The following is a 20,879-nucleotide window of genomic DNA, read 5'->3' as shown; positions in this document are numbered from 1 at the left end:
TGCGATCTGGACGCGGAGGCCACGGACTGCGCCGATGATCTGGCGCGTGAGGAAGCGCTGCGCGGATCATCGCTTCGCGTACCGCGGTGACGCGCGTCACGTACGGAAAGCGGTGACTTGGCGGTACGTGTGCTTCTCCGATTCGAACGATGGGTGATGCGCACAGCATCGAACGACACCATTCGCGCCCAGGCCCGTCCAGATATCCGTCGAAGCTGATGCAACGAACTTCGACGAAAAGAAAGCCCCGCCATGGCGGGGCTTTCTTTTCCGATCAGCCGCCCAACACCCGATAGCACGGCTCATAGGCCGTACCGCCGGGAAGTTTCATGCGGTGCTGTACCACAAACGCCTGCAGCAGCGCGTCCAGCGCCTGCATGATGTCGCGGTCGCCGTCGATGTCGAACGGGCCGCCCTCGCGGATCGCACGTACCCCTTCGTCCTTCACGTTGCCGGCGACGATGCCCGAGAACGCCCGGCGCAGGTCGGCCGCCAGTTCGTGCCGGGGGCGACCATGCCTGAGCACCAGTCCGCGCATGGCTTCATGCGTCGGGCGGAACGGCTGCTGGAAGGCCAGCGGAATGTTCAACGCCCAGTTGAAGAAGAAGGCGTCCTTGTTGTCGAGCCGGTGATTGCGCACCTTGTCGATGCCGCGGACCATGGTACGCGCCACCGTGGTCGGGTCGTCGACGATGATCTGGTAGTGCCGCGCCACCTCGTCGCCCAGCGTCAGCCGCAGGAAGCGGTCGATCTGCTCGAAGTAGCTGGCCGACTGCGCTGGTCCCGTCAAAATCAGCGGGAACGGAATATCGGCATTGTCGGGATGCAGCAGGATGCCGAGCAGGTAGAGGATCTCCTCGGCCGTGCCCACTCCGCCCGGAAACACGATGATGCCGTGCCCCATGCGCACGAAGGCTTCGAGGCGCTTCTCGATGTCCGGCATGATCACCAGTTGATTGACGATCGGGTTGGGCGATTCGGCCGCGATGATGCCCGGCTCGGTCACGCCCACGTAGCGGTTATGTCGCCGCCGCTGCTTGGCATGCGCGATGGTGGCGCCCTTCATCGGCCCCTTCATCGCACCCGGTCCGCAACCGGTGCAGATGTCCATGCTGCGCAGACCGAGCTGGTAACCCACCTGCTTGGTGTACTCGTATTCCTCGCGCGAGATCGAGTGACCGCCCCAGCACACCACCAGGTTCGGGTCGACATGCGGCTTGAGCGCGCGTGCGTTGCGCAGGATCTCGAAGACCGCATGGGTGATGCCCACCGAGTCGTCCAGATCGAAACTGTCCTGCTCTAGCTGGCTGGACACATAGACGATGTCGCGCATCACCGCGACCAGCAGCTCGTTGATACCGCGGATGATCTGGCCGTCGACGAATGCCTGTGCGGGCGCATGGGTCAGCTCGATCTTGATGCCCCGGTCCTGCTGCAGCACCTGGATGTCGAAATCGGGAAACTGCTCGAACATCGAGCCGGGATCGTCACTCATGCTGCCCGACGTGAGCACCGCCAGCGCGCAGCGGCGCAGCAGGCCGTGCAGGCCCGATCCGCTGGCATCGCGCAGTCGCGCCACTTCGTTGCGGGAAAGGATATCCAGGCCACCGGCTGGCGAAATGCGCGCGCTGACGGTTTTCTTCGACTGCGCTTGCGACGGGTTGGCATCGTTGTGATTCATTGAAGCTCCTGCATGTGCATGACGCTGGGTCCGGCCGGCGTTTACCGACTCACCAGCTTCCTCCATGCATGCTGGCATGGTCAAGTTACCGGGGCCTGACAAGCAAGAGGCCGGCAATATGCCGGCCTCTTGTCCATCTGTTCGGGGCATGCGCCCCGGAACCGCGCCTATCAGAAGAACGAGGCGCCGAAGGTCACCATCCAGGTGCGCTCTTCGAGCACCGAGTAGGTTGCCGGCGAAGCGTACAGCTTGGTTCCGTTCACGTCGTACACCGTACCCGCACTCGAAGCCAGGAACGGATTGCTCGAGGCCCAGGTGAATGCACGGTGGTTGGTCAAGTTGAACACGTTGAGCTTGATGTACGGCTTGCGGAAGCTCGACGAGAAGTCCGGGAAGTGGTAACCCGCACTCAGGTTGAACGTGGTGTAGCCACCCACCTTCTCGGTGTTCGACCAGTCGCCCCACACCGCGCCGCGGTACTTCGCGTTCAGGCTGGCCCAGACCGGGCCCTGCTTGTAGCCCAGACGGACATAGCCCGAGTTGCGCGGCGTATTCGTCAGGGTCTTGCCCCGGGTGTAGTAGATGCCATCGGTACCGGCATTCACGTTGTCCTGCTGGCGCGACACCGTGTACGTGTACGAACCGTACAGCGTGAACATGCTGTCCAGCTTGACGCTGGCTTCGCCGTTCAGGCCGCGCATGTGCACGTTGGGCAGTTCGGTGAATACCGTCTGGCCGCTGTTCTCGTCGTAGCCGCTGACCTGCTTGTTGTGGAAGTTGGCGGCGTATGCGTCGACGCTGGCCGACACGCGCGAGGTATAGAAGCGCCAGCCCAGGTCGGCACTGGTCGCGGTCTCGGGCTTGTTGACGGCGGTGTAGCTGTGGCCGGCCCAGGGGTTGCTGGCGTTGTAGTAAGCCGCCGCGCCGTTCTGTGCCAGCGCGCCATTGACCGGCGTACGGAAGGTACGACCCATGCCGAAGTAGAACTGGTTGGCGTCGTCCAGCTGGAACTTCACGCCGACCGTGGGCGACCACTTGTGGTAGGTGCCGCTGAACGTGCCGCCGAACTGCTGCTTGTACGACGGGCCGTAATCGGCGCCCGGGTACTCGAAGTCATAGCCCTTGCGCTTGGCCCAGACGTAGGACAGACCCGCCGTCACCGTCCACTGGTCGCTCGGCGTCCAGGTGTTGGTGGCGAAGGCCTTTTCGGTGGTGGTGGTGGTGTATTCGCCGTAAGCCTTCTGGGCGACGCCATTCGGGTAACGGATCACGTCGTAACGACCCCAGATGTCCGACGGTACGCCGGTGCTCGGGTCGATCAGCGAGAAGACTTCGTCCTGCTGTTCGCGCGGACGCTCCCACCACACGCCATAGACCAGGGTGTCGTTCAGACCGAAGTCCTGGCTGAGCTTGGCGATGATGCCCGGGCGATGGGTGAAGTTCTGGCTGAGCGAGTAGACCAGACCCTTGCTGCCGTTGCTGACGACACCGTCGCCATTTAGGTCGGCATTCACGTCCAGGTACTGGTTGTTGCCGGCGATGCTCTCGTAGGCAGCCGTGGCACCGCTGCCGCCGCCGCTGCCGTACTGGAAGTAAGGCACCACGGACAGGTGCAGGTTGTCGGTCAGCGTGAACTCGCCGTCCGCACTGGCCATCCAGCTGGTGTACGGATTGATGTGCAGCTTGTAGTAGCAGGCGTTGTAGGTGGTGTCCGGACCGCAGGCACTGGTGCTGGTGGACTTCAGGTTTTCCGGTACGGACCAGTAACCGGAGTAGTTCTGGTCATACTTCTCGGCAGCCTGCTGCTTGGTCAGGTGCAGGTAGCTGTTCTTCACCTCGCGGTTGTACTGCAGCGAGAACGAGATCGAGTTGCGGTCGTTGATGGTCCACAGGGACTTGCCATCGACCTTGGTCACCTTGGCCTTGCCCGGACCATTCCACAGGTGGGTCTCGTTGTTCGAATAGGACAGCCACGAACGCACCGGGCCCAGGTCGCCCGTGTTGGCACGCAGGAAGGTGCGGTGGTAGTTGTTGCCGCCGAAGGTCTGGCTGAAGTCCAGGCCGGCCTTGTGCGTGGGATCGATGGTCGCCCAACCGATCGAACCACCGGCAGCACCCGAAATCGGCTGGTCCACGTCCGGCCAGCCCTGCTGGACGGTGATGTCGCCCATGTTCTCGGTGTCACCGTATTCGGTGGCGTAGACGCGATAGTTGCCGCTGTCGTTGATCGGCGCGCCGTTCACCGTGGTGCCGACCTCGTCGCTGGTGAAGCCACGGATGGAGTAGTCGCCGTCGTTCAGGCCGGTGTAGTCATCGGTGGACGTGAACACGCCCGGGATGCTCTGGATCGCCTGCACGAAGGTACCGCCCGGTGCGCCCTGCTGGATGGCGGCGCGGGTAATGGTGGACACCGCCTTGGGCGCGTCCTGTTCGGACATCAGACCACCGCCGAGAGTCGGCATCGAAGCGGTTACGTCTACCTGCTCGAGCTTGCGCGCACGCTTGGTGGCCACGGCCGTGACCTTCGAGGTGCTGGAAACGCTGGCCTGACCGCCCACGCCTTGCTGAGCCGAAACGCCCCGGGTCTGCTGGGCGCCCGTCGATTGCGCCATGACCGTGCCGGTTCCGGCGAAGAGCGTAAAAATAATCACGGCGGACAGATGCTTGCGCTTCATGTCGGTCCTCATGGTGTTACCCCGAAAGTAGGAAAAAGGAAGCTTGCCGGTACGCGGATGCGTCCCGTGCGTTGAAATTTTCTGATTGCGTGCGGCAGGCGTATCGACCTGCCGGTTACTGCGAAGCGAGGGGGAAAGCTACGGCCACCATGGCCGGCATCAAGCTCACAGAACGGCGGCATTCTACACTGAATTTTTACATTTTTTTTGCATTTTGACGTGAGCGGCTCAGGTCCCGTTCGGCATTACCCCGGACAGACACGACATCCATACCGAGCACAAGTCACTGTATTTAAATGCCATATAGGGTAAGAATTTGCGAGACCGTCCACGAGCAATGATTTGCGTAAAAGCACGTCGCCCTGCTCGGCAGTTCCCGTCAGCACGAAACATTTCACGAAAATGTAGCAATCTCGGCGAGCTGCCAAGGCCAGGCTAGCGTCATATTCCAGTGGGCTCGGTTCGGGCACAGATGCCGGAATCGGCAGATGTGGTACGTGCCTCGTGTGATGACGGCATATGGGTAACCGGCCCGATCCGTCGTTCCACGCAGTTGGCCTCGGCCAATAAAAAACCGGCGCCCCTGAGGGCGCCGGTCGCGTTGCAGGCGTTGTCACCGGGGTGACAACGCGGTGCAGGATCAGAACGTGTACTTCAGCGTGAGCATCGCCGACCAGCGCGAGATCAGGCGGGTCGGGTTGCTGCCTGCATCCTGCGTGACGTACTGCTCCGGCTGATAGTTGCCGTACTTGTCGGTCAACAGCTCGTAGATGTACTGGTTCTTGCTGTTGACGCCACCATAGCCGGCAAGGTTGCGGGTGTTGTAGGTCAGGTAGCGGACATTTCCCCAGTGCTTGTCCAGCAGGTTCAGGAAGTTGTAGACGTCCAAACGCAGGATGCCCTTGTTGCCCTTGAAGAAGCCAGGCACTTCCTGCGAGACACTGAGATTCAGCAGGTTGATCCACGGCGCACGCGCGCCGTTGCGGTTGGCGATCTGGCCACGATGGGAGTTCAGGTACGAATTGTGCGAAACGTAGTCCTGGAACTGCTGCACCAACTGTGCACTGGCCGCATTGCCCTTGGTGTCGGCAAAGAACACCTTCGGATCGTTGATCGTCGGGATATAGGCCGGATCCTCATACGAGATGCCGTCGCCATTGACGTCGCCGGTGAAGATCCAGGTGTAGGGCAACCCGTCCTGGCCGTTGTAGAAAGCCGAAACGGTGGTGTAGTAGTTGCCGAAGAACTTGTGCCGCCAGTCCACCGAGAGCTTGAGCGAACGCGGAATATTGCGGTCGGCGATACCAGCAACATTGTCGTTCGGATTCAGGCGTGCCACATACGCATAGCCCGATGAAGCCTGCGAGCTGTTACCCGGATTGACTTCGGTGGCATGCGAATAGGTGAACGCCGCACTGAACGACCAGTCCGACTCATTCGAGAAGGGCTTGCGCAGTGCCAGCGTCAGGGCGTCCGTCTTGCCTCGGCTCGTGTTGGTCAGCAGCGTCGAGTTGTTCGTGAAGGCGGAATTCGAATTCCACGTGGGCGACTGCTTGACCGTCTGGCCGTTGCAGGTCACGGTTCCGCTCGGCGCAGCACCCGGGCAACGCCAGTATTCCAGGCGACCGTCAGGCAACACGCCCGTCGGTGCCCCGATATTGACGGACTGGTAGAGGATCGCATCGCGCGCGCGCACTTCCTGCGCCTCGACCGTACCGATCATGCCCCACCAGGGCAGCTCGCGGTCCAGGCCCAGGCTCATCTTCCAGTAGGTCGGCAGCCTGAAGTTCGGCGAGATGGTATCCACGTCGCCGATGACGTTGGCACCACCCGGCGGGATGTTCTGGGCATGCGGGTTCGCACTGAACGCAGCGGTCGACGGATCGTACGACTTGTAGGTCGCAACCGTCAGGCCGTTGTTCTGGTACGGGTTGGTCATCCACACCGTCGGCGGGTAGGTCTGGAACAGGCCGACGCCACCACGCAGCTGCATCATGCGCTTGGTGTCGAAGGTGTAGTTGAACGACAGACGCGGCTCGACCACCTTGTGACTCGGTGTCAGCGCCGTGTTGTTCGGATAACCAAATGCCTGCTGGAAGCCCGCGTTGTAGTAAGGCTTGTGGTTCGAATCCGGAATATCGACACGTACACCGTACTGCACGGACAGGTTGTTGGTGACCTGCCAGGTATCCTGGATGAACGGGCTGTACTGGATGTAGGTCCACTGTGCCGCGACATCGTTGATGCCGTACCCCGGAGCCGGCTGGTACAGGTTGTAGCTGTAGTAGTTGCCGCTGGCGAAGTCGTTAATGGTATCGAACGAGTACGCGCCAAATTCGGTACGCCCGAACAGGTTGTAGATCTTGGTGCGCTCGTAGTAGATGCCGCCCTTGATGGTGTGGTCGCCGGCGTAATACGTGCCTGCGAAGAACACGTTGAGGTTCTTGGTGTCGACCTTGTTGTAGTCGCGATACTGCTCTTCGCCCAGGTACACCGTCGGCGAACCGTAGCCGGCCACCGATACCGCGATCTGCGGTGCCTGCGTCGGCACATTGGTGTTCTGCGTGAAGTGCTGGTAACCGATCTTGGTCTCGGTCGAGAAGCTGTCGTTCCAGTCGTCATACAACTCGAGCGACAGGTTCTTGTTCTTGATCGCCTGCACGTAGCGATAGTTGCTGACGCCGACGTTGGTGGACGAATTACCCAGCAGCACCGGATGGGTCTCGCTGGTGTCGTTGTAGGTCAGCGTGGCGCGGTGGTTGTCGGAGATGTTCCAGTCCAGCTTGGCCAGGTAACGCTTGTCCTGCAACGTCACACCCGTGCTGCCGCCGAAGCCGCCGGTGTCGATGCCGTAGCCCTTGGCGATATTGAGGATGCGCTGCAGGTCGGCCGGCGACACTTTGTTCGAGGTGGAGGCGCCGGTCAGGCTGCTGTCCAGGCCGTTCACGGAATCGGCGCCGATGTCGGTCACATTCTGCTTTTCGGCACCGACGAAGAAGAACAGCTTGTCCTTGATGATCGGACCGCCCAGGGTGAAGCCGCCGGTCCAGTTCTTCTTGAAGCCCTTGTACTTGTAGCCCGAGTCGCCCGAATTCAGCCAGCCCGCCCTGCCCACCATCGAGGAAGCGTTCTGGAACACGTAGTAAACCGAACCGTGGAACTTGTTGGTACCCGACTTGGTGACCGCATTGATGTCCGCACCGACGGTGTCGGAGGTCACGTCGTAGTTCGCCGTCGACACGTTGTAGCCGGCGATGGTGTCCATCGAGATCGGCGAGTTCTGGTAAGGCAGGCCGTTGGCGTTCAGGCCGAACGGGTCGCCCACGGAAAGGCCGTCCACGTTGATGCTGTTGTAACGGTTCGGTAGGCCCATGGCCGAGATCGAGCCGTCACCCTGGTTGGTCACGTTGATGCGCGGATCAAGACGGGCGATGTCGTCGATCGAACGGTTGGCCTGCGGGGTCGCCTGGATCTGCGCCTCCGAGATATACGTCGACATGCCCTTGTTGTCGGGCGTGAAGTACTGCGCCAGCGCGCTGGCGGAAACCGTCACCGCCGACAGGTTCTTGGCGCTGGCAACAGCCGCTTCCGGACTCATCTTCAGGCTGATGTCGCCCTTCTGGCCCAACTGCAGGTAGACGTCGTCGCGCTCGGCCTTCTGCAGTCCGGTCTTGGACACGATGACTTCGAACGGGCCGCCCACACGCAGACCCTGCGCGCTGTAATGGCCCTGCGCATCGGTCGTCACGATCTTGGTGGTGCCCGAGGGCACATGGACGATCTCGACGGTGGCACCGGCAACCGGCTGCCCTTGGGCGTTAAGCACCGTACCGCCCAGCGAGGAGGAAGTGACGTTCTGCGCGAGCACCGGCGTGGCAGCCAGCAACGACGCGATAGCGAACGGCAGCACTTTGGCTCGAATTCGATTCATCATCTTGTTTGATCCCAGTTTCGCAACGTTTGACAACTCGGGCACCGACGGCATGCGGCCGCGCAAGGCACGGCAACCGTGTGCAGATTGATGGCCATCGCCGAGATGGCCCACCCCAAAGCAAGTTAATGCGAATTTTACAAAGAGTTTGTGACAGTTTTTTAACTGACGCAAGAAAGATCACGCGAACCTTACGGAAAAGGCTCGATGATCACGATAACAGCAACGAAAGATTTTGCCTTTGCGGCAAGCACCCGTAGCGAACGACCGGTACCCACCAGGCAGCCAGCCGGGTCCGCCGAGAGCTGGTCTTTCGTGACATTGGGCCCTTCGTTACAAGATCACGACATGCCCAAGGCGGGTCGCCTCAGTGCAGTCGCCAGCCCATGCCACTCACCCTCAGAAACCGCTGCCGTGCAGGTACGCAGCCAGACCGCCTAGGAACATCTGCACGGACAGGGCGATGAGAAGCATGCCCATGACCCGCTCGAGCGCGGTCAGCACGCTTTCGCCCAGCCAGCGGAAAAGATAGGTCGAGCACAGCAGGATCACCGCCGTGGCCAGCCAGGCACCGACCAGCGCGATCGCCCAGTCGGCGGTGCGCCCCGGCTGGGTATTGGTCAGCAGCAGCAGCGCCGCCATGGCGGAAGGCCCGGCCACGCCCGGAATCGCCATTGGCACGATGAACGGCTCGCCCTCGCCGGGCTTGCCGAAAATGCCGCCGCCATCGGCCGGCGGAAACACCATGCGGATGCCGATCAGGAAAAGGACGATGCCGCCGGCGATGCTGATCGAGTCGGGCTTGAGCTGCAGCAGGTCCAGAATGTGCCGCCCGCCGATCAGGAACCCCAGCAGCACGCCCAGTGCGATCAGCAGCTCGCGCACCATCACCACGCGACGACGACGCGGCGCCACGTCCTTGAGCAGGCTCAGGAACAAGGGAATGTTGCCCAACGGGTCCATGATCAGGAACAGCAGGATCGCCGCCGACAGCGTAGTCATCTGCGTTTCCATGAGGGCCCCCTGTATCGATCTTGCTGCCGCACCCGCGTGGCGCAGCCGGATAATGTGAAATGTGCCGCGCTCATGCAGGCCGCAGGTCGAGCAGACGACCGCGCAGGCCTGCCGCCTGCGGCGCAAGCAGCCACACTGCCGCTTCGGCAGCTGCCTGCGGCGTCGGCACCTGCAGGGTGTCCTCGCCAAAGTAGGCAAGCCGGCGCAAGGCCGTCCTCATCGGCGCGGGCAGCAGCGCATGCACGCGCAGCACGCCTTCGTCGTGTTCCTCGTGCAGGATCGACACGAAGCGCTCCAGCGCAGCCTTCGAGACACCGTACGCACCCCAGTGGGCGCGACTGAGCAGGCCGGGGTCGTCCAGCACGAACACCGCCGCGCTGTCGGGCGCCGCGTTCAGCAGCGGTAGGCACGCCTGGGTCAGCGCAAACGGCGCCGACACATTCACATGCAGGCTGCGCAGCCATTCGTCCGGCTTGTGCATCGTCACCGGGGTCAGCCCGCTGAAACTCGTGGCGGCATGCACGATGCCATCGAGCCGCCCCAAGTCGCGTTGAATGCCGTCGGCCAGCGCTTCGTAATCGGTAGGCGTGGCCTGTTCAAGGTCGAGCGGGTGGATCACCGGCTCGGCCAGGCCTTCGGCCAGCATGGCATCGTAGAGCTGTTCGAGCGGGCGCTTGCGCTTACCTGAGATCACTACAGTCGCACCCGCACGTGCAGCGACACGCGACACGGCACTACCGAGACCACCATAAGCACCTGTGACCAGGACCACGCGACCCGCAAGGCTGCCTTCGGACAGCGGGGTCCAATCGTCGGCAAGCCGCCCCGTCGGCAGCATCATGCGTGTTCCGGGCCGCTCACGTCGTGCACCATGCGGGCGAGCTCGCCGGAGGCCTTGAGATCCTCCACGATGTCGCAGCCACCGATCAGCTCGCCCTGGATGAACAACTGCGGGAAGGTCGGCCAGTTGGCGTAGTGCGGCAGTGCGGCACGCACTTCCGGATCGGCCAGCACATTGACCGCATGGAACGTGGCGCCGGCTTCCTTCAGCGCCTGTGCGGCGCGACTGGAGAACCCGCACATCGGAAACTGCGGCGTGCCTTTCATGAAAAGCACGATGGCATGTTCGGCCAGTACCGCCTTGATTCGCTCGTTAACGTCCATAGGTCGGGTATTCATCATTACAATGCACGAAGAACGCTAGTGTATCAGTCGGACGCGTGCCGCCACCGGCGCGGCGCGCATGACATCACCCTCCCTCAGCCAACGCCCAGGAGCCTCAATCATGGCGATCGAACTTCCCGCCCTTCCGTATGAAAAGAACGGCCTCGAGCCGCACATCTCTGCCGAAACGCTTGAGTTCCACTATGGCAAGCATCACCAGGCCTATGTGACCAACCTCAACAACATGATCAAGGGCACGGAATTCGAGAACGCCGCGCTGGAAGACATCGTCAAGAAGTCCTCCGGCGGCATGTTCAACAACGCCGCCCAGACCTGGAACCACACGTTCTACTGGAACTCGATGAAGCCCAACGGCGGCGGCGAGCCAACCGGCAAGCTGGCCGACGCAATCGCCAAGTCGTTCGGCTCGTTCGAGAAGTTCAAGGAAGAATTCAGCAAGTCCGCGGCCGGCAACTTCGGTTCCGGCTGGACCTGGCTGGTGCAGCGTCCGGATGGCGCGCTCGGCATCGTCAACACCTCGAATGCCGCCACTCCGATCACCGGCAGCGACAAGCCGCTGCTGACCTGCGACGTGTGGGAACACGCCTACTACATCGACTACCGCAACGCTCGCCCGAAGTACCTGGAGGCGTTCTGGAGCCTGGTCAACTGGGACTTCGCCGCCAAAAACCTGGCCTGATCCCGGCATACACGGCACAAACAAACACAAACAAAAAAGCGGAGCCCGACGGGCTCCGCTTTTTTCATGCCTGTCGCATGGGCCTTGCCGTCAGCTCAGAGATCCCTGAGCGCCCGGAGGGCGGGTTCGGCCTGCGCCTCACGTCCCAGCGCACGGGCGATCGTCGCCACCCGTTCCGCCAGGGTCGCGGCATCCGGCGCACACACCGTGGCATGCCCCACCTTGCGCCCCGGCCGCGGTTGCTTGCCGTAGTCGTGCCAGTGCGCGTCCGGCGTGTCCAGCACCGGCGCCGCAGCCGGCAGCTCGCCGATCCAGTTGAACATCACCGAGCCGCCGCGCACGCCGGTATCGCCCAAGGGCATGCCGAGCACGGCGCGAACATGGTTCTCGAACTGGCTGGTGTGGGCGCCCTCGATGGTCCAGTGACCGGAGTTGTGGACGCGCGGCGCCATCTCGTTGCCCAGCAGCTGGCCGTCCTTCACGAACAGCTCCAGTGCGAATACGCCCACGTAATCCAGCCGTTCCGCAAGCGTGCGCGCCAAGGCCGTGGCCCGCTGCTGCAGGTCGTCAATGGACGGTGCCGGCGCCAGGCTCAACGAAAGCACGCCGTCGGTATGCGAGTTGCCGGTCAGCGGCCAGGTACGGAACTCGCCGTCGCGGCCGCGCACGGCCAGCACCGACAGCTCGCGCTCGAACGGCACGAAGGCTTCCAGGATCAGGCCATGCTCGGCCGCCTGCGCACCCAGCGCAGCCCAGGCCGCGTCGGCATCGGCAAGCGTGCGCAGACGGAACTGGCCCTTGCCGTCATAACCGAGTCGGCGGGTCTTGAGGATCGCCGGCGCCCCCACCGCGGCCAGCGCACGGTCGAGTCCCTCTCGGTCGTCCACCGGCTGGAACGCTGGCGTAGCGATACCACAGGCATTGAACAGGGTCTTTTCGGACAGCCGGTCCTGCGCCACCGCCAGCGCCGCGGGATTGGGATATACCGCGACATCGGCCGCCAGCCGCTCGGCCGCCTCGGCAGGCACGTTCTCGAAGTCGAAAGTGATCACGTCGACGCGGGCAGCGAAGGCCGCCAGCGCCTCGTGGTCGTTCCAGTCAGCCTGCACCAGCGGGGCCACCTGGCCCGCGCAAGCGTCGGCGACACTGTCGACCACCACCGTTTTCACGCCCAGCGGGGCTGCCGCAAGAGCCAGCATGCGGGCCAGTTGGCCGCCGCCGAGAATGCCCAGCACGGGTTGACGATACGTACTCATGCGCGCGGATCCGGGTTATCAAGCACGGTCTGCGTCTGCTTGGCGCGGAACGCGTCGAGGGCGGTGGCCAGGGCCGGATCATGCAGCGCCAGCACGGCGGTGGCCAGCAACCCGGCGTTCACCGCACCGGCACGACCGATGGCCAGGGTGCCGACCGGTATGCCAGCCGGCATCTGGGCAATCGAGAGCAGCGAATCCATGCCGTTGAGCGCCTTCGACTGCACCGGCACGCCAAACACCGGCAGCCGCGTTTTGGCCGCCAGCATGCCGGGCAAGTGGGCCGCACCGCCGGCACCGGCGATGATCACTTCGATACCGCGCCCGACAGCATCTTCCGCATAGCGGAACAACAGGTCCGGCGTACGGTGTGCGGATACCACGCGCACCTCGTGCGGCACGCCGAGCTGGGTCAGCACGTCTACCGCGTGCATCATGGTTTCCCAGTCCGAACGCGAGCCCATTACCACGCCAACCTTCGGCGCTGCAGCAGTTCCAGTCATGGTCCGGCCGTCCAAAAAGGTTTATTGTACGGACTTTCGCACGTCGTCACGAAACATCCCATGGACAAGCGCCTGCTCGACATCCTGTGCTGCCCGGTCAGCAAGACGCCTCTCCGGCTGGCCAACGCCGCCGAGCTGGACGCCCTGAACCGCGCCATCGGCGCCGGACAGCTCGACACGGTCGCCGGAGTGGCCGTCGGGGGCCGCCTGGACGAAGCCCTGATCAGCGTGGATCGCAAGGTGATCTACCGGATCGACGACGGGATTCCGGTCATGCTGCCGGAAGAAGGTATCGGCACCGCACAATTGACGGATTTCCCGACAGGAACGTGACCGCCTGCGCAGGACTGGCGCGGCATTTCTGGCATATTGAGCAGACATGCAGGATAGCCTGTCTTTCAGTGTGCCGGCCATACAGCTATACACAGGGGCGTGGCGATGCAAAACGCAAAAGATCCCTCGAACATCGTCAATCTGAGTCAGCGCGTGGACCCGTCGAGCCCGCGCGGCGGCGAGTTGCTGAACGCAGTGCGGAACATTGCTTCGCGGCGCCTGCATCTATGCCTGGGCAACCTGTTCGAACAGGTCGACGACGCCCTGTTCGACCTTGCCGAAAAGGCCGAAAACAACGCGGCCCAGATGCATTACTTCGATGGCATGCGCGAAGTGCGCAAGCGCCGCCCCATGGTCGAGCGCAATTTCCTGCTGCTGGTATCGCGCAATATCGACGAGTTCGCCAGCAAGGGGCGCCCGCAAGCCAGTCAAGCCACGGCGGCGACACCCGCAGGGCCGGTCGAACTTTCGCTGGTCGCCGACAACGAACTGGAAGAATCGCTGGCCATCACCAGCATGATCGGCAAGACCGAAACCCGCCTGGCGCGCGACCTGTTCGCGGTCAACCAGCGGCTCTCGGTGATCTGCGGCGGCATGAAGATCGACGACGCCAGCAACCCGATCGGTCCGGCCAGCCTGTCACAGGCCTTCCGACAGTCGGTGCGCGAGCTCAGTGCCGACATGCGCGTGAAGCTGATCATCTACAAGCTGTTCGATCGCTATGTCCTGGCCACGCTGGACGAGCTGTACCAGGAAACGAACAACGAACTGATGCGGGCGGGCGTGCTGCCGCAGCTGCGCCATGAAGTACGCCGTAACAGTCAGGGCGCCGCCGCACCGCAAGGCGGTGAGCATGCCGCATCACCCCAGCACGCGGGTGATGCCGGCGAGGCTCACGTCGACGGCCAGAGCGACGAGGTCAGCGCGGAGCTGCTGCATACCCTGCGCAACCTGTTCCAGGCGCGCCGCACACACCCCGGCGTACCGTTGTCGACCATGAATCATGGTCCGCTGCCCACGGCAAACGAGCTGATCGGCGCGCTCAGCGTGCTGCAGAACCAGGCGGCCGCCATGCCGCCCGCCCCCGTAGCCAGCCAGGGCCCGGCAGTGCTGGCGCAAGAAGTGCTCCAGCTCAAGGAGCACCTGCTGACCCAGCTCGGCGCCCTGCGCGGCGAGCGCCCCGGCCAGGTCGCCACGATCGACGAGGACACCATCGATCTGGTCGGCATGCTGTTCGAGTTCATTCTCGAGGACCGCAACCTGCCGACCCAGATGCAGGTACTGCTCGCACGCCTGCAGATCCCCTATCTCAAGGCCGCCATCCTCGACCGCAAGCTGTTCGCCCATCGCAAGCACCCCGCTCGCCGCCTGCTGGACAGCCTGGCCGATGCGGCCAAGGGCTGGTCCGAGGAGTCCGATCGCGACGGTCGCCTGCTTGAGATGGTGAAGTCCATCGTCGACCGCCTGCTGCAGGAATTCGACGACGACCTCGGCATTTTCGAACGCCTGTGCAACGAACTGCTCGCGTTCCAGGAAACCAGCACGCGACGCGCCGAGCTGGCGGAACAGCGCGTGGCCGAATCCACGCGCGGACGCGAGAAGCTGGAACAGGCTCGCCGCCAGGCCGCACGCGAAATCCTCACCCGCATCGATGGCCGGACCCTGCCACCGCTGATCCATGGCGTGCTGACACGCGCCTGGGCCAATCATCTGGTACTCACCATCCTGCGCCAGGGCGAGGAGTCGCTCGAATACAAGAGCGCACTGCGCTTCGTCAACGACTTCATCGAAAGCACCCGCCCGGCCCGCGACCTGGAATCCAGGCGTGCGCTGCGGCAAATGCTGCCGGGTATCGAGCGCGCATTGCGGCAGGGCCTGGCCAGCGTGGCCTTCCAGGAAAGCGACATCGAGCGCCTGCTTGCACAGCTGCATGACTATTACCGCCAGCAGTTGGGCGAAATCGCACCGCCGCCGGCGTCTTCGCCACAGGATGCAGCCGAAGCGGCCAGCAACCTGCCCATTCCCGACAGCGTGCAGTCGCTGGTGAACGAGGATGAGCCGCTGGACGACACGGCTACCGATGCGGTCGAAGACACCTCGGCGGAGTACGATGCCGAACTGCAACGGGTGGGCGAGATGCGTCCCGGCACCTGGCTCGAGTTCGGTGCCGACGGCGAAACGCCGGAGCGCGCCAAGCTGTCGTGGATCAGCCCGATGAGCGGCCGCTACCTGTTCGTCAATCGTCGCGGCCTCAAGGTCGCCGATCATTCGCCGCAGGAACTGGCGCATGCGCTGGCCCACGGCAAGATCCGACTGCTGGAGTCCAACGCATTGTTCGACCGCGCCATGGACGCGATCGTCGACCGTCTCAGCCATCCGGCCGATGAAGGCACGACAGACACCGAATGACGACAGCCTCCCGCTTCACCCCACCCGACGCCCACACCATCGCCACCGATATCGCGCGCGCCTTCGCCGAAGACCTCGGCCAGGGCGACGCCACCGCCGGGCTCCTGGCCGCCGATGCGCACGCGAGTGCCCGCCTGACCTGCCGCGAAGACGCCGTGCTCGCGGGAATTCCATGGTTCGACGCCTGCTTCCGGCATCTGGACCCGAACGTGCAGATTGTCTGGGGTGCGCATGACGGCCAGCGCGTGGCGCCCGACACCGTCATCTGCGAATTGCGCGGAAATGCCCGCGCACTGGTCAGCGCGGAGCGTTCCGCCCTGAATTTCCTGCAGCTGCTGTCAGGCACCGCCACGATCACGGCGCATTACGTCGCGGCGGTCGAGGGCACCGGAACCCGGTTGCTGGACACCCGCAAGACCGTTCCGGGCCTGCGCATGGCCCAGAAATATGCGGTGCGTTGCGGCGGCGGCCACAACCATCGCATCGGCCTGTACGACGCCATCCTGATCAAGGAAAACCACATCATCGCCGCCGGCGGGCTCACGGCAGCAGTGTCCGCCGCCCGCGCACTTCACCCCGCGCTGCTGCTGGAAGTGGAAGTGGAAAACCTCGACGAGCTGGAGCAGGCACTGGCTGCAGGCGTCGACCGCATCATGCTGGACAACTTCACGCCCACCCTGATGCGGGAGGCTGTGGCACGCACGGCAGGCCGCGTACCGCTGGAAGTTTCAGGCAATGTCGACCTGAGCACGATCGGCGAATATGCGCGCACCGGTATCGACTTCATCTCGGTCGGCGCATTGACCAAGCATGTCCGCGCCGTCGACCTCTCGTTGCGCCTGCGACTGGAATAGACGCTTGCGTCGGCATGCCGGCGCCCTCACTCTGCATGCATGAACGGGCTACTCGAACTCCTGCCGCTACTGGTCCTGTTTGCCCTGGTCGGGCTATGGATGAAGCTCACGCGGGCGCGCGAGCTGGCGGTCGCCGAAGCGCGCCGCCAGTGCGAACGCCACGGCCTGCAGTTGCTCGACGAAACCGTGGGGCTGGCCGGCGTCCACCTGCGCCGCGTCCGCGGCAGCTACAGGATTGAACGCAGCTATGCCTTCGAGGTCAGCATCAACGGCAATGACCGCGAATCCGGGCGATTATGGATGATCGGCGAGGGCTTTAGCGGTTTCAGGCTGCCCACGATCGACCATCGCACGGCCAGCCACGACGGGCGTGCCCTGCCGGATATCGCGCCGCCATCCAGCAATGTGATCCAGCTGCATCCACGCAGCGGCAACCCGCCGGATCGGCACTGAGGCATCTCGTTCGGCAACGGGCAGGCAGGTGGAGCCCTGCCCGGCGTGCTGCGACGAGGCTACTTCACCACCCGCAGATGGGAGCCGCCGCGGCGTGGTCGCTCGTCGTCCGTGGGTTGCGGGTCCGAAGGCGGCGATGGCGGTGTGTCATCCGGCGGCGGCGCATCGCCGCTGCCTTCGGCGGGAAACATCATGCCCTGCCCGTTTTCCTGAGCGTACAGCGCCAGCACGGCTGGCACCGGCAGCACGATGTGCTGGCTGACGCCCGAAAAACGGGCCTGGAAGGTGATCCAGTCATTGCCAAGGTCGAGGTTGGCCACCGCACGCATGGCGATGTTCAGCACGACCTGCCCATTCTTCACCACCTGCGGCGGCACCTTGACGCCTTCATGGGCCGCGTCGATCAGGATGTAGGGCGTCAGGTCATTGTCGGTGATCCAGTCGTAGACCGCCCGTAGCAGGTACGAGCGATTCGAGGTCATCGGCACAGGGGTATTGTCGGTCACCGCATTGCCTTTTCTTCGGGAGTCAGGCTGCGCGCATAGCCCTGGCTGTGGAACAACCGTTCGCCGTAATCGACGATCGGCTTGCCTTCACGCCCCAGGTCGACGCCCAGCCAAGGCAGGCGCCAGACCACCGGAGCCACCAGGCAATCGAGCAGACTCATTTCGGGATTGAGGAAAAATTTGGATGCACGAAACAGCGGCAGTGCACTCAGCAGCTGTTCGCGCAGACGCTTCCGCGCCCCATCGGCCGGACGGCCGCCCGTGCGGATGGTTTCCATCTCCGGCAACCAGTCGCGTTCGATACGTATGGCTGCAAGTCGCAGTCGCGCACGGGACAGCGGGTCGATCGGCATCAACGGGGGATGCGGATAGCGCTCGTCGAGATATTCGCAGACTACCGAAGTGTCGTAAAGCGTGAGCTCGCGATCCACCAGGGTCGGTACATTGCCGTACGGGTTGAGATCGAGCAGGTCCTCGGGCGGCGCCTGTCCGGGCTCGACCAGCACGCGGTCGTAAGTGACTCCCTTGGCGGCCAGTATCAGCCTGACGCGATGGCACTGCACGTCATCGGCGGTCGTGTACAAGGTAAGAACGGTACGTGTACGTGCGCTTTGAACCATGCGCGAATCTCCCCCGCAGCACCTCGACCGCACCTTGCGGCCCAAGGCGCATCAACATCTTATTAGTGGACGTCCTTCCAGTATTCCTTCTTCATCAGATAGGCCAGGAAGGTAAACAACACCAGGAACAGGATGACCCAGGCGCCGTATTTGTGCCGTTGCAGCGCTGCCGGCTCGGAAGCGTAGGCGAGGAAATTGACCAGGTCGCGTGTGGCCTGACGATACTGGGCCGGCGTCATGTCGCCCGGGTGCGAAAGCTCCAGTTTCTCCACCGTCTTGCCATCCTTGCCCATCACCGCGGTCTGTTCGCCCTGCAGCTTCCAGAGCGGGAACGGCATGGCCGCATTCGGCAGGATGGTGTTGTTCCAGCCGATCGGGCTCTTCGGATCGAGGTAGAACGAGTTGAGGTAGGCGTAGACCCAGTCGGCACCCTTCGCGCTGACTTCCAGCGACAGGTCCGGCGGCACCTTGCCGAACGCCTTGGTCGCCACATCCGGAGGCATGCGGGTGATGATCGGGTCGTCGAACCGGGCACCAGTGAAGTCCAGATCCTTCATCACCTCCTGCTCGGTCAGGCCCAGGTCATTGGCCATGCGCGAATAGCGCAGGTATTTGAGCGAATGGCAACCCACGCAATAGTTGAAGAACAGGTGGGCGCCGCGCTGCAGCGAGGCCTGGTCGCGAAGGTTGTTGCCGGCGGACGGCAGGTCCGGGCCTTCGGCCCAGGCAGTAAAGCTGCCCGCAAGAAGGCCAACCCCCAGCAGGACGATGGATATGAGCCGCTTAGTCATGCGTCGTCACCCGTTCCGGAACCGGCTTGGTCTTTTCCCATCCAAGGTGCGTGTACAGCCACAGGAACACGAAGAACCCGAAATAGGCCACTGTCATGATGCGGCCGAACACGTTGTCCCATGTGGTGATGTCGATGCCGCTGCCGAACATTTTCGGAAACAGCGTATCGGTCAGATCCATGCCGATCAGCATCAGGCAGAAGAAGGCGATCACGAACACCGTGAGCGCGACCTTGTAGCCGGTACCGCGGTAGCGGATCGACCTCACCTTGCCCACGTCGATCCAGGGCAGTGCGAACAGCAACGCGATCGAACCGAACATGGCGATCACGCCCCATACGGCGGTACCGGCGAACGAAGGCACCATGCGCACGATCGCGTAGAACGCAGTGAAGTACCAGACCGGCTTGATCTGCGCCGGAGTCACCAGGTTATTGGCCGGGATCGAGTTGTCGTGTTCGAGGAACCAACCACCCAGGGTTGGCGCGAAGAAGATGATGAAAGCGGCCACGATCAGGAACACGCCCACGCCGACCAGGTCTTTCACCGTGTAGTAGGGATGGAACGGGATGGCGTCGGCGGGCTTCAGCGGGTCCCAGCGATTGCCCTTGGGGCCGTGCTTCACATCCACGCCATCCGGATTGTTCGACCCGACCTCATGCAGTGCGGCCAGGTGCAGCACTACCAGCAGCAGCAGTACCAGCGGCAAGGCGATCACATGCAGCGCGAAGAACCGGTTCAGGGTGGCGTCTGCAGGCAGGTAATCGCCCACGATCCACTGCTCCAATCCCTTGCCGATCACCGGGATCGTACCGAACAGGCTGGTGATCACCTTGGCCCCCCAGAACGACATGTTGCCCCAAGGCAACACATAGCCCATGAACGCCTCGGCCATCAGCACCAGAAAGATCAGCATGCCCAGCACCCAGACCAGCTCGCGCGGCTTCTTGTACGAGCCGTAGAGCAGGCCACGGAACATGTGCAGGAAAACCACCACGAAGAACAGCGACGCCCCGGTGGTGTGCATGTAGCGGATCAGCCAGCCCCACTCCACGTCACGCATGATGTATTGCACCGAGTCGAACGCGCCGGCCGCACTCGGGTTGTAGTTCATCGTGAGGAAGATGCCAGTGACGATCTGGTTGACCAGCACCAACAGGGCAAGCGAACCGAAGTAGTACCAGATGTTGAAGTTCTTCGGCGCGTAGTACTCGGTCATGTGCTTGCGGTACATCGGCGCAAGTCCGGGTACACGCTCGTCGAACCAACGAATGAATGCGTTTGCCATTACGCAGCCCCCTTAGGACCCACGCCGATCTGCACGGTGGTCTCGTCGACGTAGTGATACGGCGGAATCTGCATGTTCTTCGGGGCGGGAACGCCCTTGTACACGCGACCGGCCATGTCGTAGCGCGAATGGTGACAGGGGCAGTAGTAGCCGCCCTGCCAGTCGGGGTCGAACGGCTCGGGCTTCATCTCGCCCACATAATCGGGAACGCAACCGAGGTGTGTGCAGATGCCGATCATGACCAGCCATTCCGGCTTGATCGAACGGGTTTCGTTCTGCGCGTACTTCGGTTGCTGGCCGGCCGACGTGCCTGTCGACGTGGGATCGACCAGACGAGGGTCCTGCTTGGGTAGCGCGGCGAGCTGTGCCGGCGTGCGATTGACGATGAAAATCGGGAGGCTTCGCCACGCCACGATCAGTTGCTGGCCTAGCTCGACCTTCTTGAGTGACTGTGTGACTGGGGCCCCTGCCGCCTTGGCCCGCGCACTGGGTGCCCACGACTTGATAAAAGGTACCGCTGCCGTTACCACGCCCACTCCGCCAACCACTGCCGTGGTAACGGTAAGGAATCGGCGGCGGCCTTGATCGACGACTTCATTCGCCATCAGGCTCTCCGGTTGCTTGCACTACCATTGAGACGCAGGTTTTTCGGCCCCTGCAAAAATCGCGTTAGTCTAGCGTCAGGGGTGAATCCGTACAATTAA

The 20,879-nt window shown here is 63.1% G+C and carries 18 protein-coding genes; 5 read left to right on the top strand and 13 right to left on the bottom strand.

The features are described from left to right. Positions 1-274 precede the first annotated feature (274 nt). The 6 genes from ppnN to grxD all read right to left on the bottom strand — a co-directional run bounded on the left by ppnN (position 275) and on the right by grxD (position 10,465). Positions 275-1,681 (bottom strand): nucleotide 5'-monophosphate nucleosidase PpnN, encoded by a 1,407-nt coding sequence (ppnN, locus tag RA164_RS03120; RefSeq protein ID WP_329742519.1) that lies wholly within the window; start codon positions 1,679-1,681, stop codon positions 275-277. A 170-nt stretch (positions 1,682-1,851) separates the two neighbouring features. Beyond that, the gene (locus RA164_RS03115; RefSeq protein WP_329742518.1) at positions 1,852-4,356 is read right to left on the bottom strand and encodes a TonB-dependent receptor; all 2,505 of its coding nucleotides are present in this window, start codon (positions 4,354-4,356) and stop codon (positions 1,852-1,854) included. Between the two features lie 640 nt (positions 4,357-4,996). Next, positions 4,997-8,290 (bottom strand): TonB-dependent receptor, encoded by a 3,294-nt coding sequence (locus tag RA164_RS03110; protein WP_329742517.1) that lies wholly within the window; start codon positions 8,288-8,290, stop codon positions 4,997-4,999. Between the two features lie 396 nt (positions 8,291-8,686). After that, complete coding sequence (locus RA164_RS03105) at positions 8,687-9,289, bottom strand: YhgN family NAAT transporter (RefSeq protein ID WP_329742516.1); 603 nt, start codon at positions 9,287-9,289, stop codon at positions 8,687-8,689. Positions 9,290-9,371: 82 nt separating this feature from the next. Further along, positions 9,372-10,142 (bottom strand): SDR family NAD(P)-dependent oxidoreductase, encoded by a 771-nt coding sequence (locus RA164_RS03100; RefSeq protein ID WP_329742515.1) that lies wholly within the window; start codon positions 10,140-10,142, stop codon positions 9,372-9,374. After that, on the bottom strand, positions 10,139-10,465 hold the full coding sequence (gene grxD / locus RA164_RS03095) for a Grx4 family monothiol glutaredoxin (RefSeq protein WP_329742514.1): 327 nt from the start codon (positions 10,463-10,465) through the stop codon (positions 10,139-10,141). The genes RA164_RS03100 and grxD overlap by 4 nt, the downstream gene beginning before the upstream one ends. A 121-nt stretch (positions 10,466-10,586) precedes the next feature. On the opposite strand from grxD, the gene sodB reads away from it, so the two are divergent. Then, on the top strand, positions 10,587-11,165 hold the full coding sequence (gene sodB, locus RA164_RS03090) for a superoxide dismutase [Fe] (RefSeq protein WP_329742513.1): 579 nt from the start codon (positions 10,587-10,589) through the stop codon (positions 11,163-11,165). Positions 11,166-11,260: 95 nt separating this feature from the next. On the opposite strand, the gene RA164_RS03085 is transcribed toward sodB, so the two are convergent. Both RA164_RS03085 and purE read right to left on the bottom strand, forming a co-directional pair. After that, on the bottom strand, positions 11,261-12,421 hold the full coding sequence (locus RA164_RS03085) for a 5-(carboxyamino)imidazole ribonucleotide synthase (RefSeq protein ID WP_329742512.1): 1,161 nt from the start codon (positions 12,419-12,421) through the stop codon (positions 11,261-11,263). Continuing rightward, complete coding sequence (gene purE / locus RA164_RS03080) at positions 12,418-12,921, bottom strand: 5-(carboxyamino)imidazole ribonucleotide mutase (RefSeq protein WP_329742511.1); 504 nt, start codon at positions 12,919-12,921, stop codon at positions 12,418-12,420. The genes RA164_RS03085 and purE overlap by 4 nt, the downstream gene beginning before the upstream one ends. Positions 12,922-12,981: 60 nt before the next feature. Here purE and RA164_RS03075 point away from each other — a divergent pair, with 60 nt between their 5' ends. The 4 genes from RA164_RS03075 to RA164_RS03060 all read left to right on the top strand — a co-directional run bounded on the left by RA164_RS03075 (position 12,982) and on the right by RA164_RS03060 (position 16,970). Continuing rightward, entirely contained in the window at positions 12,982-13,254 is a 273-nt protein-coding gene (locus tag RA164_RS03075; protein ID WP_329742510.1) for a Trm112 family protein, read from the top strand. 105 nt (positions 13,255-13,359) lie between these two features. Continuing rightward, the gene (locus tag RA164_RS03070) at positions 13,360-15,663 is read left to right on the top strand and encodes a DUF1631 domain-containing protein (RefSeq protein ID WP_329742509.1); all 2,304 of its coding nucleotides are present in this window, start codon (positions 13,360-13,362) and stop codon (positions 15,661-15,663) included. Beyond that, positions 15,660-16,517: a carboxylating nicotinate-nucleotide diphosphorylase gene (gene nadC / locus RA164_RS03065; protein ID WP_329742508.1), complete on the top strand. Its 858-nt coding sequence runs from the start codon at positions 15,660-15,662 to the stop codon at positions 16,515-16,517. Before RA164_RS03070 ends, nadC begins: the two co-directional genes overlap by 4 nt. 39 nt (positions 16,518-16,556) lie before the next feature. Then, positions 16,557-16,970 (top strand): DUF3301 domain-containing protein, encoded by a 414-nt coding sequence (locus tag RA164_RS03060; RefSeq protein WP_329742507.1) that lies wholly within the window; start codon positions 16,557-16,559, stop codon positions 16,968-16,970. A 59-nt stretch (positions 16,971-17,029) separates the two neighbouring features. On the opposite strand, the gene RA164_RS03055 is transcribed toward RA164_RS03060, so the two are convergent. From RA164_RS03055 to petA, 5 genes are all read right to left on the bottom strand, one after another. Beyond that, positions 17,030-17,452 (bottom strand): ClpXP protease specificity-enhancing factor, encoded by a 423-nt coding sequence (locus tag RA164_RS03055; protein WP_329743468.1) that lies wholly within the window; start codon positions 17,450-17,452, stop codon positions 17,030-17,032. Between the two features lie 20 nt (positions 17,453-17,472). Then, positions 17,473-18,096 (bottom strand): glutathione S-transferase N-terminal domain-containing protein, encoded by a 624-nt coding sequence (locus tag RA164_RS03050; RefSeq protein WP_329742506.1) that lies wholly within the window; start codon positions 18,094-18,096, stop codon positions 17,473-17,475. A 62-nt stretch (positions 18,097-18,158) separates the two neighbouring features. Beyond that, positions 18,159-18,887: a cytochrome c1 gene (locus RA164_RS03045; protein ID WP_329742505.1), complete on the bottom strand. Its 729-nt coding sequence runs from the start codon at positions 18,885-18,887 to the stop codon at positions 18,159-18,161. Next, on the bottom strand, positions 18,880-20,175 hold the full coding sequence (locus RA164_RS03040) for a cytochrome b (RefSeq protein WP_329742504.1): 1,296 nt from the start codon (positions 20,173-20,175) through the stop codon (positions 18,880-18,882). The genes RA164_RS03045 and RA164_RS03040 overlap by 8 nt, the downstream gene beginning before the upstream one ends. After that, positions 20,175-20,780, bottom strand: a complete 606-nt coding sequence (gene petA / locus RA164_RS03035; RefSeq protein WP_329742503.1) for a ubiquinol-cytochrome c reductase iron-sulfur subunit — start codon at positions 20,778-20,780, stop codon at positions 20,175-20,177. Before petA ends, RA164_RS03040 begins: the two co-directional genes overlap by 1 nt. Positions 20,781-20,879: the final 99 nt, after the last annotated feature.

Origin of the sequence: Dyella sp. A6 (assembly GCF_036320485.1) — a bacterium.
GTDB classification, from domain to species: domain Bacteria; phylum Pseudomonadota; class Gammaproteobacteria; order Xanthomonadales; family Rhodanobacteraceae; genus Rhodanobacter_A; species Rhodanobacter_A aluminiiresistens.
The sequence above is the reverse complement of the archived record's forward strand: the minus strand, read 5'-3'. Positions and strand labels throughout refer to the sequence as shown.